We start from the raw sequence: 12577 nt of genomic DNA, 5'->3' as shown, positions 1-12577 counted from the left end.
CGGCAACCTCGGCAACGACACCATGGAAGGCAACGCCGGCGCCGACACCTTCGTCATGGCCCCCGGTGGCGGGGCCGACACCGTCACCGACTTCGACGCCGCCGCGGGCGACCGCCTGCAGGTGCTCGGCGGCATGACCTGGAGCGTCGGCGACGGCCCGGGCGGCGCCGTCGTCACCTTCAGCACCGGCGACCAGGTCACCCTGGTCGGCGTCCAGGCCACCGACGTCACCGGAAACTGGTTCGACGTGGTCGGCTGACGCCGCCCCCCGGGCCCGGCCCCGCGCCGGGTCCGGGAGCGGTCGTGCGGAACGGCGGCCGGCGCGTCAGTCGCCGGCCGCCGTTCCGGTGTCCAGGCCCGGCACCGGTGCGTCCAGCAGGGCCGCGGCAAACCGGTAGGCGTCGGCCACGGCGTGGGGGATCAGCGATCCGTGGGTCTCCCCGTCATAGCGGCGGAAGACGACGCCAACGCCCGGGCGGGCGGCCAACGCCGCCGCCACCTCCTCGCCCGTGGGGCCTGCCCGCAGCGCCTCCAGCCGGGCCATCTGGGCAGGATCGAGTCCCGGCCGCGGCGCCTTGGTCCCGGCGGTCTCGATCAGCACCCGGACGCCCGCCGGAGGGGCCCGGCTTGCCGACATCTCGGCAAGGATCGACCCGCCGTCCCACCAGATCGCCGGGTCCGCCGCGATGTACGCGCGGAACGCCTGCGGCCGCGTGACGAGGACGTGCAACGCGAAATGCCCGGCCAGGGAATGGCCGAACAGCGCCTGCCGGGCACGGTCGACCGGCAGGCGCTGCGCGATCGCCGGCTTCACCCGCTCCTCGATGAACCGCAGGAACGCCGCCCGGCCGCCCGTACGCGGCACCGGATCGCCCGGTCGCAACGGAATGGCCTCGGGCGGTGTCGGAGGGGTGAGGTCGTGGTAGCGGCGCTGCACCCGGGTGTCGGGCCCCCGGGTGTCGGGCCCCCGGGTGTCGGGCCCCCGGGTGTCGGGCCCCCGGGTGTCGGGATAGCCGATGCCGACGACCGCCAGCGCCGCGGCCCCCGGCACGCCATCGCGCCCGCGCCTGAGCGCGCGCAGCGGCGGCAGCGACAGGCTGCCGTCGAGCAGGTAGAGCACGGGGTGCCCGGCGGCGGGGGCCGGCGCGTCCGGCCGGACCAGCACGATTTCGTAGGCCTCGCCGGCGGCCGAGCGCAGGGTGAACCGCTCCTCCGCCGCCCGCAGCGGGCCGGCCGGCGCCGCCACCGCGGCGAGGCCGGCGATCACGGCAACGGCGGCCAGCGGTGTGGTGCGTCGGCGATCGGTCATACCGGGCCCCGGGGGGTGGGTTCCGCGGCGGACCGGTGTCGCGTCGCGGGCGCCGTCAGGGACGCCGCGGCCGGACGATAGGGCGAAATGCGAGGCGTTCGCAATCCCCGCCCTCCGGGCTGCGGTCGGGGACGGCGGGCGCCCCCAGGGGATCGCTCAGCCCACCGCTTCCCGGACGCTCAGACGGAACTGATCGTCCAGCCGCTCCACCCGCATGTAGAGGCGATGGCTGCGCTCCAGCAGGCTGCGGAGGCCGGCGGGAAGATCCTCGTTGTCGGGGCCGGAGGGATCGGTGCAGATCTCGCCGCCGGTGAGGGAGTAACCCTCCGACGCCTGGGCCTCGCTCATCTCGCCGGCGTGCACCGCCTTCTGCGCCAGCAGCCACGCCATCACCTGGGTGAGACGGCTGGTGACGCGCATGGATTCGTAGCTGACCTGCAGGCGCACCTGGGGCGGGCGCCCGCGCTGGTCGATGGCTTCGTGGTAGGCGATGTAATTCCTGGCCTCGACGAGGAGGGTCATCGTCTCGTCGTACGTGCCGTTGAAAAAGGTGGGATGTCCGTTCACGGCCTTTCCCTTCCCGCGGCCGCGTGGCCCAGACGTGAGCGTGGCCGCAACTGATTAACAAAACATGACCCGGAGCGGGCCGCCGGCAAGGCAGGCCGGGCGCCGAACCACGGATTCGCGCCCGGGGCACCCTTGAACGGGTGTGGACCTCGCCTATGTCTCAGGGCGCCGGAAGACGCCCGTACGGGGTCGTCCGGATCGACCGGATCGGGGGCCGACGCGGAGCGTGGCCCCCGGATGAAGTATCGCTCTTCAGGAGGATATGTCATGCGCAGCTACGACCTTTCGCCCCTGTTCCGTTCCACCGTCGGTTTCGACCGCCTGACGCGTCTGATGGAACACGCGCTCAACGCCGACGACGCGTCGGCCTCCTACCCGCCCTACAACATCGAGAAGGTGGGGGAGGACGCCTACCGGATCACCATGGCCGTCGCCGGCTTCGGTCCGGAGGACATCGAGATCACGGCCCAGCAGAATGCGCTGGCGGTCTCCGCTAAAACTAAGAAGGAGCAGGAGACCGGCCAATTCCTCTACCGGGGTATCGCCGGCCGCGCTTTCGAGCGGCGCTTCCAGCTTGCCGACTTCATCAAGGTGAAAGCCGCCTCCATGGAGAACGGGCTTCTGCACATCGACCTGGTGCGCGAGATCCCGGAGGCCATGAAGCCGCGGACCATCGCCATCGCGTCGAAGGCGGGCACCGCGGAGCTGCCGCGCCAGGCCGCCTGACCCGGCTCCTGCCCTCGACCGCAGGACGGCGCACCTTGGGGTGCGCCGTCCGCACGACGGTGCGGCGCCCGTTCCGGGGCGCCGCGCCGTCACGGCGCCACCGCGCGGAGCCGCGGCGGGGCCGGCCTGCGTGACGCCGTCGCCGTGCGCCGACACGGTGCCCGGCTGGTTCGTTCCCTGGACCGCACCGTGTCCTCCGTTCCCGTTTTGGCGCCGCGCCGGCACAGCCCTGCACGTGGCCGTTGCGGCCGATGACACTAAAACCCGGGAATGTTAAAGCGTGATGTCCGGTTTGACATCGACGGCGGGTTTCACCACCCGGAGCCGCCGATGAAGCGCGCCAGGGCCGCGCTGACCGGCCCCGGCGCCTCGAGCATCATCATGTGCCCGGTGTCCGGCAGCACGAGGACCTCGGCGTCGCGGGTCCGCGCCGCCAGCGCCCGTCCCGCCTTGGCCGGCGTCATGCGGTCGAGGGCGCCGAGCAGGAACAGCGCGGGGCACGCCAGGGCGGCGGCGGCGGCGGCCGCGCCGGCGTAGGCGTCGCAGGCCGCGAGGTCGACACCAAGGACGCCGCCGCCGGCGCGCGCCATCAGGCGCAGGCCCAGCGGGACCAGGGCGATCCCGGGCAGCGCGCTGCCACCGATCCGGCCGCGCGGCCCGGTGCCCCACGCCACCACCAGCGCGGCGGCCCGCGGATCGCCGTCGCGGGCGGCGGCCAGCAGGTCCGGGTGCACCGGCATCCGCTCCGCCACCCCGAGCAAGGCCACGCCGGCGACCCGGCCGGAATGGCGGGCCGCCGTCTCCAGCGCCACCAGGGCGCCCATCGAGTGGCCGACGAGGTGGGCCCGCGCCACGCCCGCCGCGTCGAGCGCCTCGGCCGTCCAGTCCGCCAGCCGGTCGACGCCGGCCAGCGGCGCTCCCCCGGACCGGCCGTGGCCCGGCAGGTCGAGGGCCAGCACCGCGACGCCGCGGCGGGCAAGGCGCCGGCTCTGCAGCGCCCACACCGTGTGGTCGAAGCCGGCACCGTGCAGCAGCACCGCCACCGGCCGCTCCGGATCGAGGGGGCGCCCGCCGGTGTGGGCGAAGACCGGCGCGCCGCGGACCGTGAGTTCCATCCCCGTTCCCTTCGTCCTTCCTTTTTGCCGGCCGCCCGTCGCCGGCCGCTCAGACCCTGGTCGCGACGCGCAGCGCCTGGCGCAGGTCGTCGATGAGGTCGTCGGAATCCTCCAGCCCGATCGACAGGCGGACCATGTCCTCGCCGACCCCGGCGGCGGCCAGCGCCGCCGCGTCGAGCTGGGCGTGGGTGGTGCTGGCGGGGTGGATGACCAGCGACTTGGCGTCGCCCACGTTGGCGAGGTGGGAGAACACCGTCAGCGCCTCGATGAAGCGGCGGCCCGCGGCACGGCCGCCCCCCGCCGCGCCGTCCGGCGGGCGGATGCCGAAGGACACGATGGCGCCGGCGCCGCGCGGCAGGAGCTGCGCCGCCAGCGGGTGGTCCGGATGGTCGGCCAGTTCGGGATAGGTGACCCAGGCGACGGCGCCGCCGGGCGCCGCCATCTCCGATTCCAGGAAGCCGACGACCCGGCGGGTGTTGTGGATGTGCCCCTTCATGCGCAGGGGCAGCGTCTCCACCCCCTGCAGGATGTGGAAGGCGTTGGCCGGGCTCAGGCACGCGCCGAAGTCGCGCAGGCCCTCGGCGCGGGCGCGCATGACGAACGCCGCCGGTCCGTACTCCTCGACGAAGTCGATGCCGTGATAGGCGGCGTAGGGCTCGGTCAGGGTGGGGAAGCGGCCCGACGCCTCCCAGTCGAAGGCGCCGCCGTCGATCAGCACGCCGCCCACCGCGACGCCGTGGCCGCCCAGCCATTTGGTGGCGGAGTGCATGACCAGGTCGGCGCCGTGCTCCAGCGGCCGGCACAGGTAGGGCGTGGCGAAGGTGGAATCCACCAGCAACGGCACGCCGGCCTGGTGGGCCACCGCGGCCAGGCCCGGGACGTCGAGCACCTCCAGCCCGGGATTGCCGATGATCTCGCCGAACACCAGGCGCGTCTGTGGCCGCACCGCGGCGCGGAACGCGTCGAGGTCGCGGGGATCGACGAAGCTGGTCTCGATGCCCAGGCGCGGCAGGGTGTGGGCCAGCAGGTTGCGGCTTCCGCCGTAGAGCGAGGACGAGGCCACGATGTGCCCGCCCGCCCCCATCAGGGTCAGCACCGCCAGCGTCAGCGCCGCCTGGCCGCTGGCCGTGCAGACCGCGCCGACCCCGCCGTCCAGGCGCGCCAGCCGCTCCTCCAGAACCGCCACCGTCGGATTGGAGATGCGGCTGTAGATGTGGCCCGGCGCCTCCAGCCCGAACAGGGCGGCGGCGTGGTCGACGTCGTCGAAGACGAAGGAGGTCGTCTGGTAGATGGGCACCGCCCGCGCCCCGGTCGCCGGGTCCGGCCGCTGCCCGGCGTGGAGGCTGAGGGTGTCGAACTTCAGGAACCTGGGATCGGCCATCCCCACTCCCCTTCCGGGCCTCCCGTGGCGGGATGCCCACTGCGCGCGTGGCGGCGCTTGCCCGCGCCCGCACCGGAAAGCCTATGGAGTGCCGGCAGTGGCGTCAAGGCGCGGCAGGGCGGCGAGCCCGGGCGGTTTGTCCCACCGCCCGGCCCGCGGTGCGGCGCGCCCGCGCCGTGACAGCTTGCCACGCGGCGGCCCCCCCACCGCCTGTGGCAGGCTGGCGCCCACCAAAGGACAAGGTTCGGAACGACCATGTCGGCGCGCACCACCGTCATCCTGGGCCTGGCAAGTCTGCTCATGGTGCTGCTCGGCACCCTGACGGTCGGCCGCGCGCCGGTCTACTACGCCGGCCTCGCCGTGGTGTTCGCTGTGCTGGCGGCGGTGCTCATGCTGGGCGGCCGCGGCGGGGGCCGGGCCGGCCGCCCCTGAGGGCCGGGCCGGGGGTGTACCGACGCCCGCCCGTCATTCGGGGCCGCTGCGGGCGCCGTTGCGGGCGCCGCCGTCCGGCCGCTCCGCGACGAACACCGTGGCGCTGGAGACGTTGCCGTCGGCGTCGAGCACCGTGACGTCGACGAAGCCGGTGCCGTCGGGCTGCCAGGTCGTGCCGCGGCGCCAGTCGCCGTCGCCCAGCGGCCGGTCGTTGACCAGCCAGCGCAGCGGCCGCCGCCCGCCCTCGGCGCGCAGCGGCAGGGCGTCCAGCCGCCCGTGACCGCCATCCGCCGCCGCCCTGGGCCGGGCGCCCAGGGACACCACCGACCCGTCGACCGGGAAGGCGATGCGCAGCCGCCCCGCGGCCTGGGCGACCCCGTGGCGGGCCACCGCCGGCGCATCGGCAAAGCGGCGCAACCCCTGGGGCAGATCGGCGGTGCCGCCGGCGATGACCCCGGCCGGCGGGCCGGCCACCATCACCGCAGGCCCGGCGGGCACCGGGAGCAGGTCGAACAGCCGGAACAGCAGCGGCGCCGCCGCCTCGATGCCGACGCAGCGCAGGCACGGCGCGCCGTCCGGCCGGCCGACCCACAGGCCGACCGTGTAGCGGTCGGTGAAGCCGACCGCCCAGGCGTCGCGGAATCCGTAGGAGGTTCCCGTCTTGAAGGCGATGCCGCGGGCGTCCCCGGCGCCCTGGACATCGGCGTAGCCGGGCGGGCGCGGCGCGCCGCGCAGCACATCGGCGACGTACCAGGCCGCCGGCTCGCCCATCAGCGCCTCCCCCACCGGCCGGTCGGGGCGCCGGCTCGCCGTCGGTGGCCGCACCGCCAGCGGTGCCACCCGCCCGCCATGGCTGAACGCACCGTACAGGGTCACCAGTTCCTCCAGCGACAGCCCCACCCCGCCCAGCGCGATCGGCAGGGTTGCCCGGCCGACGCGGCGGTCGAAGTGCAGCGTCACGCCGGCACGGCGCAGCGCCGCGTCGAAGCTGAGCGGTCCGACCCGGTCGAGCACCGCGACCGCCGGCACATTCAAGGAGTACTGCAGCGCCTCCGCCACCGTGACCTCGCCGGAGTGGCCACCGCCGAAGTTCTCCGGCGCGTAGGCGCCGAACCGCCGCGGCACGTCGGCGATCACGGTCATGGGGTGGACGATCAGCCGGTCGAAGGCCAGCCCGTAGATCAGCGGCTTGAGGGTCGAGCCCGGCGACCGCACGGCCTGGACCATGTCGACCATGCCCTCGCGGCTGCGGTCGAAATAGTCGCCGGCGCCGACATAGGCCCGCACCTCGCGGCTGGCGTTGTCGACCACCAGCGCCGCCAGGCCGGCCTTCGGCTCCAGCCCCTCGGCGCGGCGGCGCAGCAGCGCCTCCACCGTCTCCTGCAGCGCCGCGTCCAGGGTGGTCGCGATTCGCGCCTCCCCCGGGGCGCCGGCGCGCAGCCGCTCCGCCAGATGCGGGGCGAGAAAGGGAAAGGCCCGCCGTGCCGTCGGCAGCGGGGCGTCCTTGGCCCGCCCGGCCTCGGCCGGGTCCAGCACCCCGGCGGCGGCGGCCCGGTCCAGCACCTTGGCCCGGGCCGCCCGGGCGGCCGCACCGGCCGCCGCGCCGCCCGCCACGCCACGATCCGGGCGCAGCCGCGCCGGCGACTGCGGCAGGGCGACCAGCAGCGCCGCCTCGGCCGGGGTGAGGTGGCGCGGCTCCTTGCCGAACCAGGCCAGGGTCGCCGCCCGCACCCCCTCGAGGTTGCCGCCGAAGGGGGCCAGCGTGAGGTACATGGCCAGGATCTCGTCCTTGCCGTGGCGGCGCTCCAGCTGCACCGCCCGCGCCATCTCCACCAGCTTGGACCACAGCGTGCGCGGCCGCGGCTCCAGCAGGCGGGCCACCTGCATGGTGAGGGTGGAGGCACCGGACACCACCTCGCCGTGCCACACCGCCTGGCCGGCCGCCCGCAGCACGGCCAGCGGGTCGACCCCCCAGTGCCGCTCGAACCGCTTGTCCTCATAGGCCAGCAGCATGGCCCGGTAGAGCGGCGCCACCGCGTCGGGGCGGACCGGGAAGCGCCAGGCGTCGTCGGCCGCGGTGAAGGCGCGCAGCACCACCCCCTGCCGGTCCACCACTTCGGCCGCCCGGTCGCGGAAGCGCGACAGGTCGGGCGGGCAGGCGCGGTCGAGCGCATCCAGCCCCAGCCACGCCGCGCCCAGCAGCAGCGCGCCGGCCGCCGCCCGGCGCCAGCGGGGGAACGCGGGGGCCATGGCGCGTCCCGTCAGGGCGCCCGCACGGCCAGCCGCCCGGCGGCGCCGCGGGCGAACAGGTACGGGCGGTACATGTCCTCGACGTGGGGGCCGGGCTGGGCGAAGTCGCCCGCGGTGACCGCCCGCACGAGGTAGACCAGGCGGAAGGTCGGGCTCTGCGCCGTCAGGTCCACGGCGGCGACGAAGCGGTCGTCGCGGTAGTCGACGTGGCGCACCGCGCTGAGCTCGCCCAGCCAGGAGAGGTCGCCGAGCTGGGCGCTGTCGGCGAGGCGGACGTTCTCGATCTCCAGCCCCGCCGGCAGCAGATCGACCACCAGCGCCTGGTGGTCGATCTGGTCGGTGGAGCGGCCCTCCAGGATCACCACCAGCATGCCGCTCTGCGGCACCGGGCCATCGGCGGGATCGAGGGGCGAGCCGTCCATGGTGTAGATCGAGCGCCGCACCGTCATCCCCATCGCCTCCGCCGGCTGCGGCTCAAGCGGCACGCCGGCCACCGTCAACGCCTGGAACACCGGCTCCGACCCGGCGTTGCGCAGGGTCACCGGCGGGCCGTCCGGGTCGATCGTCTGGTAATGGGCCTTCTTGCCCTCCACGGCCCGGTCGCCGATCGCCACCCGCATGGGCGCGGCCTGGTCGACCAGCGCATGGGCCGCCATCAGCAGCCACGCCTGCTCCTGGGTGCTGGTGCGGCTCTGCCCGGCGTAGGCCTTGTTGAGCCGCACCGCCGCGGCCAGGAGACGGTCGCCGTCGACCACCCCGGACTCCGCCATCAGCGCCACCACCCCGGCCTCGTCACGCACCGCCGAGCCGTAGTCGCGCAGGCTGGCCTGGACCACCCGCGCGTGGTTCAACCCGGCGAAGGCGTCCGCCGCGCCGTCGCGGTCGCCCAGCGCCGCCAGGGCCATGGCCACCTGGGCGCGGGCAAGGTCGGTCTGCAGGCGCGCCCAGTAGGTTTCGCGGAAGTAGCGCACCGCGGCGACGTCGGTGGCCCCGGCGCGGGCCAGCACCATGAGCGCGTAGGCGCGGGCCGGCAGTTCGGCCTCCTCGTACCAGGAATTGTCGACCAGCCCCTTCAGCCACTCCAGCCCCTTGCGGTAGGGGAAGTCGGGCACCGTGTACCCGGCGCCACGGGCGCGCCCCAGGAAGTCCATCACGTAGGGCGTCAGCCACAGATCCCCGTCACCGCGCGGCGACCACATGGCGAAGGACCCATCGGGACGCTGCATGGTCATCACCCGCTCCACGGCGCGGGTGATCCGCGCCTTGAGCGCGTCGTCGCCGGCCAGCCCCAGCGAGCGCGCCACGTCGTTGACGTAGAGCAGAGGCAGCGCGCGGCTGGTGGTCTGCTCGGCGCAGCCGTAGGGATAGCGGTCCAGCGCCATGAGCAGGCCCGGCACGTCCATCTCGGGCAGCGGGCTGACGGTCAGGGCGAGCGCCGCGGTGCCTGGAAGGAACCCGGCCGCGAGGTCGTCGGTGACGGTCAGGCTGGCGCCCGGCTCCAGCTTCGTCATCATCCGCCGGGTGACCAGGGGATTGCCGGGACGGACGGCGATCTCCCAGCGGTGCTCCAGGCGCAGGCCGCCGGGTCCCTCCACGGTCATGGTGACGGCGCCGGGGCCGACCGCGTCGGCGCTGAGGATGCGCAGCGCCGTCGCGCGCCGGCCCGCCGCCAGGCCGGGAACCGTGATCGCCCCGTCCTCCAGGGTCACGCTGCCGCTGGCCGCCAGGGTGACGGCGTAGTCGCCGTCCGGCCCGTGCAGGTTGTCCAGCGTCGCCAGCACCTGGGCCCGGTCGCCGGGGGCCAGGAAGCGGGGCAGCGACAGCTCGGCGACGACGGGATCGCGCACCTGCATGGCGGCCTCGGCGTGGCCGACCCGGTCGCCGCTCCACGCCACCGCCATCAGCCGCAGGCGCCCCTGGAAATCGGGCAGCTCCAGCGGCACCGCCACCCGGCCGCCCTCGCCCACCGGCAGCACGCCGGAGAACAGCGAGACGATGCGGGTGGTCTTCTGCGGCAGGGCTCCCACCTGCTTCACCCGCTGCTCGTCGCCGCCGGTGCGGATGCGCCCGCGCCGTGCGCCCGACGGGTCGATCAGCTTGCCGTAGACGTCGCGCAGCTCGACCGCAAGGCGCCGCTTGCCCAGGTAGTGGTCGTTGGGATCGGGGGCCCGGTGGTCGGTGAGCTGAAGCACCGCCTCGTCGACCGCGGCCAGGGTCACGAAGGCGGGGGCACCGGGCTCGGCGCCGGCCACCGTCACCTCGGCGCTGACGGTGCGCCGCGGCAGGGTGTCGGCGGGCGCCGCCAGCGCCACCTCGAGCGACCGCGGCGCCGGGTCCATGGCCAGCCAGGACAGGCCGAGCGCGCGGCGCGGCGGCCCCTTGTGGGAGTCGTCGGGCACGGCGTAAGCGGTGGCGACGACGTAGACGCCGGCGGTCCAGTCCGGGTCGACCGGGATCTCCAGGAAGGCGCCCTCGGGACCGATCGGCCGGCTGAACGCCTGCCGGACCTTGCGGTCGGCGACGGCGATCAGCACCTGGCTGCGGTAGGGCGGCTTGACGTGCACCCATGCGGTCTCGCCGCCGCGGTAGCCCGGCAGCATCACCGTGACGTCGACCTTGTCCGGGCGGTCGCCGGCGCTGGGACCGACCCACCAGCCCGCGGCGAAGCGCACGCTGGTGGCCACCCCGGTGGCGCGGTCGAACACCTCCAACCGGTAGCGGCCGGCCGCCACCGGCTCCTCCACCACCGCCGGGGCGGCGGCCGCCGCGCGCACGGCGCCGCCGGTGACGCGGCGGTCGCGCACCGTCACCTCGTAGTCCCAGCGCCCGTTGGCCTGGTACCAGACGTAGTCGTACTCCTCCTCGAACAGCTCGTAGGCGAGGTCGGCCTTGTCCAGGGCGGCGCCGTCGGGCGCGACGGCGATCACGTCGAAGGCCACCGTGGCACCCTCGGGGACGGCGTCGCCGTCGAAGTGGGGGCGCACGCCGATGGCGAAGGGCTGGTGGCGCACCGGCAGCACCACCTCGCGGTTGACCGGACGGCCGCCGATGTCGAAGACGGTGGCGCGGATCGCCGCCTCCAGCGGCCGCGTGCTGTCCGGCAGGTCGGCCAGGGTGGCGTCGACGGTCGCCCGGCCGTCCGGTCCGGTGGTGAAGCCGGGCAGCTCGCTGCGCACCGGCAGGAACTCCTCCTGCTCCAGCCCGAAGCGGAATCCGGGATGGTCGGGATGGGCCGAGGACGCGGCGCGCAGGGTCAGCGTCATCTCGCCGGGCAGGCCGCCCGCCGGGGCGCCGTAGAAATAGCGGGCGTCGATGGTCAGCGGCGTCGGCGCGTCGGCCGTCATGGCCGGGGCGGCGCTCTCCAGCGCGAACTCCAGGCGCGGCGGCACGAAGTCCTCGACCAGGAAGTCGACGCTGCCGATGGCGGTGCCGTCGGGATCGGCGTGGACGGTCACGCTCCACTGCCCGGTGTAGGCGGTGCCCGGCAGGGCAAGGTCGATGGCGTAGCTGCCGGCCCCCTGGTCGGTGACCCGGCGCCGCTCGACCTCGAAGCCGTCGGGGCGCAGCACCTTCATGGTCAGCGGCAGGCCGGCGACGGCCCGGGCGTCGGGGTTGCGCAGCAGCGCCGCCAGCTGGACCGTCTCGCCCGGACGGTAGATCCCGCGCTCGGTGTAGACGAAGGCGTCGAGCGGCCCCGGGGGCTCGCGCCCGCCGACGCCGCGGTCGGACAGGTCGAAGCCGGGCGCACCGACGTCGAGAAAGCCGAAATCCTCGCCCAGATAGGCGAACAGCGCCTGCGCGGCGTTGCCGCCGTCGCCGCGCATCAGCCCGGCGTCGAGCCGGGCCATGCCGTCGGCGCCGGTGGCGGCGGTGCCGAGTTCGGCGTTGTTGCGGGCCAGCAGGCGGACGGTCACGCCCGCGACCGGCTCGGCCGTGGCCAGGGAGCGGGCGAACACCAGCAGCCCGTCCTCGGCCTGGATGGCGCTGAGGCCGAGGTCGGACACCACGAACCACTGGGTCGCCTTGGACTCCCACTCCTCCTTCTTCACCCCGTCGGCGCTGGCCACCGCGATGTAGACGCCGGGCTTCAGGGTGCCCAGCACGGCGTCGATGGGGAAGGCGGTGACCACCGGGGTGTTGCGCACCGTGTCGATGGCCATCTCGCCACGCCACACCTCCTCGCCGGAACGGTCGACGATCTCGCCGACCTCATACTCGGCGAGCTGCTGGCTGACGCGGCCGTAGTAGATCTGCTCCACCAGGTTGCGGTCGTTGATGCGCAGCACCTGCAGCTGGGCGCGCTCGACGTTGACGGTGCGCAGCGGCAGCCCTTCGGAACCGACCCGCGGCAGGATGTAGCCGGCACCGCGGAACGCCAGGGCCGGCGCCCGGTCGGGCACGGCGACGGGGTGGCGCTCCGCCGCCGCCAGCCGCTGCCCGCCGCCCGAGGGCAGCCCTTCGCGCAGGCGCAGGGTGTAGGACCGGCCGTGCTCCAGCCCCTCCACGCACAGGGTCTTGTCGCGCGCCGTCGCCACCGTCTCCACCGCCGTCCCGGCGGCGGCCGGCTCCACCACCACATAGGCGCCGTAGTCGACGGCGCGGGACTTCTCCAGGGGCTGCGAGAACGTCACGCAGACCTGCGGCACGTCGCGTTCGGCCACCACCTCCAGGTTGGTGACGGCGAAGCCGGTGTTCTCCGGCGGCGGCGGGTCGTCGGCCAGGGCGGGCGCCGACCAGGCGACGAGAACGGCGAGCGCGCGTGCCAGGAAACGGTTCATGGTGGAAAGGGCCCCCGAA

General features: G+C 74.9%; 8 protein-coding genes and 1 pseudogene. 3 read left to right on the top strand and 6 right to left on the bottom strand.

Translation table 11 applies throughout. The features are described from left to right. A pseudogene (locus AC6H2I_RS28345) lies at positions 1-259 on the top strand (hypothetical protein); the annotation flags it as partial. A gap of 66 nt (positions 260-325) precedes the next feature. Here the strand turns inward: AC6H2I_RS28345 and AC6H2I_RS28340 are convergent. Together AC6H2I_RS28340 and AC6H2I_RS28335 are read right to left on the bottom strand one after the other, a co-directional pair. Continuing rightward, a complete protein-coding gene (locus AC6H2I_RS28340) occupies positions 326-1309 on the bottom strand; it encodes an alpha/beta hydrolase (protein ID WP_497504138.1) in 984 nt (327 codons plus the stop codon). Positions 1310-1465: 156 nt separating this feature from the next. Then, positions 1466-1876, bottom strand: coding sequence for a DUF1465 family protein (locus tag AC6H2I_RS28335; protein ID WP_497504137.1), 411 nt, complete (start codon positions 1874-1876; stop codon positions 1466-1468). Positions 1877-2143: 267 nt separating this feature from the next. Here AC6H2I_RS28335 and AC6H2I_RS28330 point away from each other — a divergent pair, with 267 nt between their 5' ends. After that, positions 2144-2602, top strand: coding sequence for an Hsp20 family protein (locus AC6H2I_RS28330; RefSeq protein ID WP_497504136.1), 459 nt, complete (start codon positions 2144-2146; stop codon positions 2600-2602). 311 nt (positions 2603-2913) lie between these two features. On the opposite strand, the gene AC6H2I_RS28325 is transcribed toward AC6H2I_RS28330, so the two are convergent. Beyond that, entirely contained in the window at positions 2914-3717 is an 804-nt protein-coding gene (locus tag AC6H2I_RS28325) for an alpha/beta fold hydrolase (RefSeq protein ID WP_497504135.1), read from the bottom strand. A 49-nt stretch (positions 3718-3766) separates the two neighbouring features. Next, positions 3767-5098 (bottom strand): O-acetylhomoserine aminocarboxypropyltransferase, encoded by a 1332-nt coding sequence (locus AC6H2I_RS28320; protein ID WP_497504134.1) that lies wholly within the window; start codon positions 5096-5098, stop codon positions 3767-3769. Between the two features lie 255 nt (positions 5099-5353). Here AC6H2I_RS28320 and AC6H2I_RS28315 point away from each other — a divergent pair, with 255 nt between their 5' ends. Then, positions 5354-5530, top strand: a complete 177-nt coding sequence (locus AC6H2I_RS28315; protein ID WP_497504133.1) for a hypothetical protein — start codon at positions 5354-5356, stop codon at positions 5528-5530. A 33-nt stretch (positions 5531-5563) separates the two neighbouring features. On the opposite strand, the gene pbpC is transcribed toward AC6H2I_RS28315, so the two are convergent. Together pbpC and AC6H2I_RS28305 are read right to left on the bottom strand one after the other, a co-directional pair. Further along, entirely contained in the window at positions 5564-7780 is a 2217-nt protein-coding gene (pbpC, locus tag AC6H2I_RS28310; RefSeq protein ID WP_497504132.1) for a penicillin-binding protein 1C, read from the bottom strand. Between the two features lie 11 nt (positions 7781-7791). Continuing rightward, complete coding sequence (locus AC6H2I_RS28305) at positions 7792-12558, bottom strand: alpha-2-macroglobulin family protein (RefSeq protein WP_497504131.1); 4767 nt, start codon at positions 12556-12558, stop codon at positions 7792-7794. Positions 12559-12577 lie beyond the last annotated feature (19 nt).

The organism is Azospirillum sp. NS33 (genome assembly GCF_059703765.1).
This window is presented reverse-complemented; position numbering and strand designations above follow the sequence as displayed.

What these genes read in the sequence shown, in the direction of transcription:
- AC6H2I_RS28340 (WP_497504138.1), bottom strand. Translation starts at nt 1,309, where the DNA reads ATGACCGATCGCCGACGCACCACACCGCTGGCCGCCGTTGCCGTGATC.
- AC6H2I_RS28330 (WP_497504136.1), top strand. Translation starts at nt 2,144, where the DNA reads ATGCGCAGCTACGACCTTTCGCCCCTGTTCCGTTCCACCGTCGGTTTC.
- AC6H2I_RS28325 (WP_497504135.1), bottom strand. Translation starts at nt 3,717, where the DNA reads ATGGAACTCACGGTCCGCGGCGCGCCGGTCTTCGCCCACACCGGCGGG.
- AC6H2I_RS28320 (WP_497504134.1), bottom strand. Translation starts at nt 5,098, where the DNA reads ATGGCCGATCCCAGGTTCCTGAAGTTCGACACCCTCAGCCTCCACGCC.
- AC6H2I_RS28315 (WP_497504133.1), top strand. Translation starts at nt 5,354, where the DNA reads ATGTCGGCGCGCACCACCGTCATCCTGGGCCTGGCAAGTCTGCTCATG.
- pbpC (WP_497504132.1), bottom strand. Translation starts at nt 7,780, where the DNA reads ATGGCCCCCGCGTTCCCCCGCTGGCGCCGGGCGGCGGCCGGCGCGCTG.
- AC6H2I_RS28305 (WP_497504131.1), bottom strand. Translation starts at nt 12,558, where the DNA reads ATGAACCGTTTCCTGGCACGCGCGCTCGCCGTTCTCGTCGCCTGGTCG.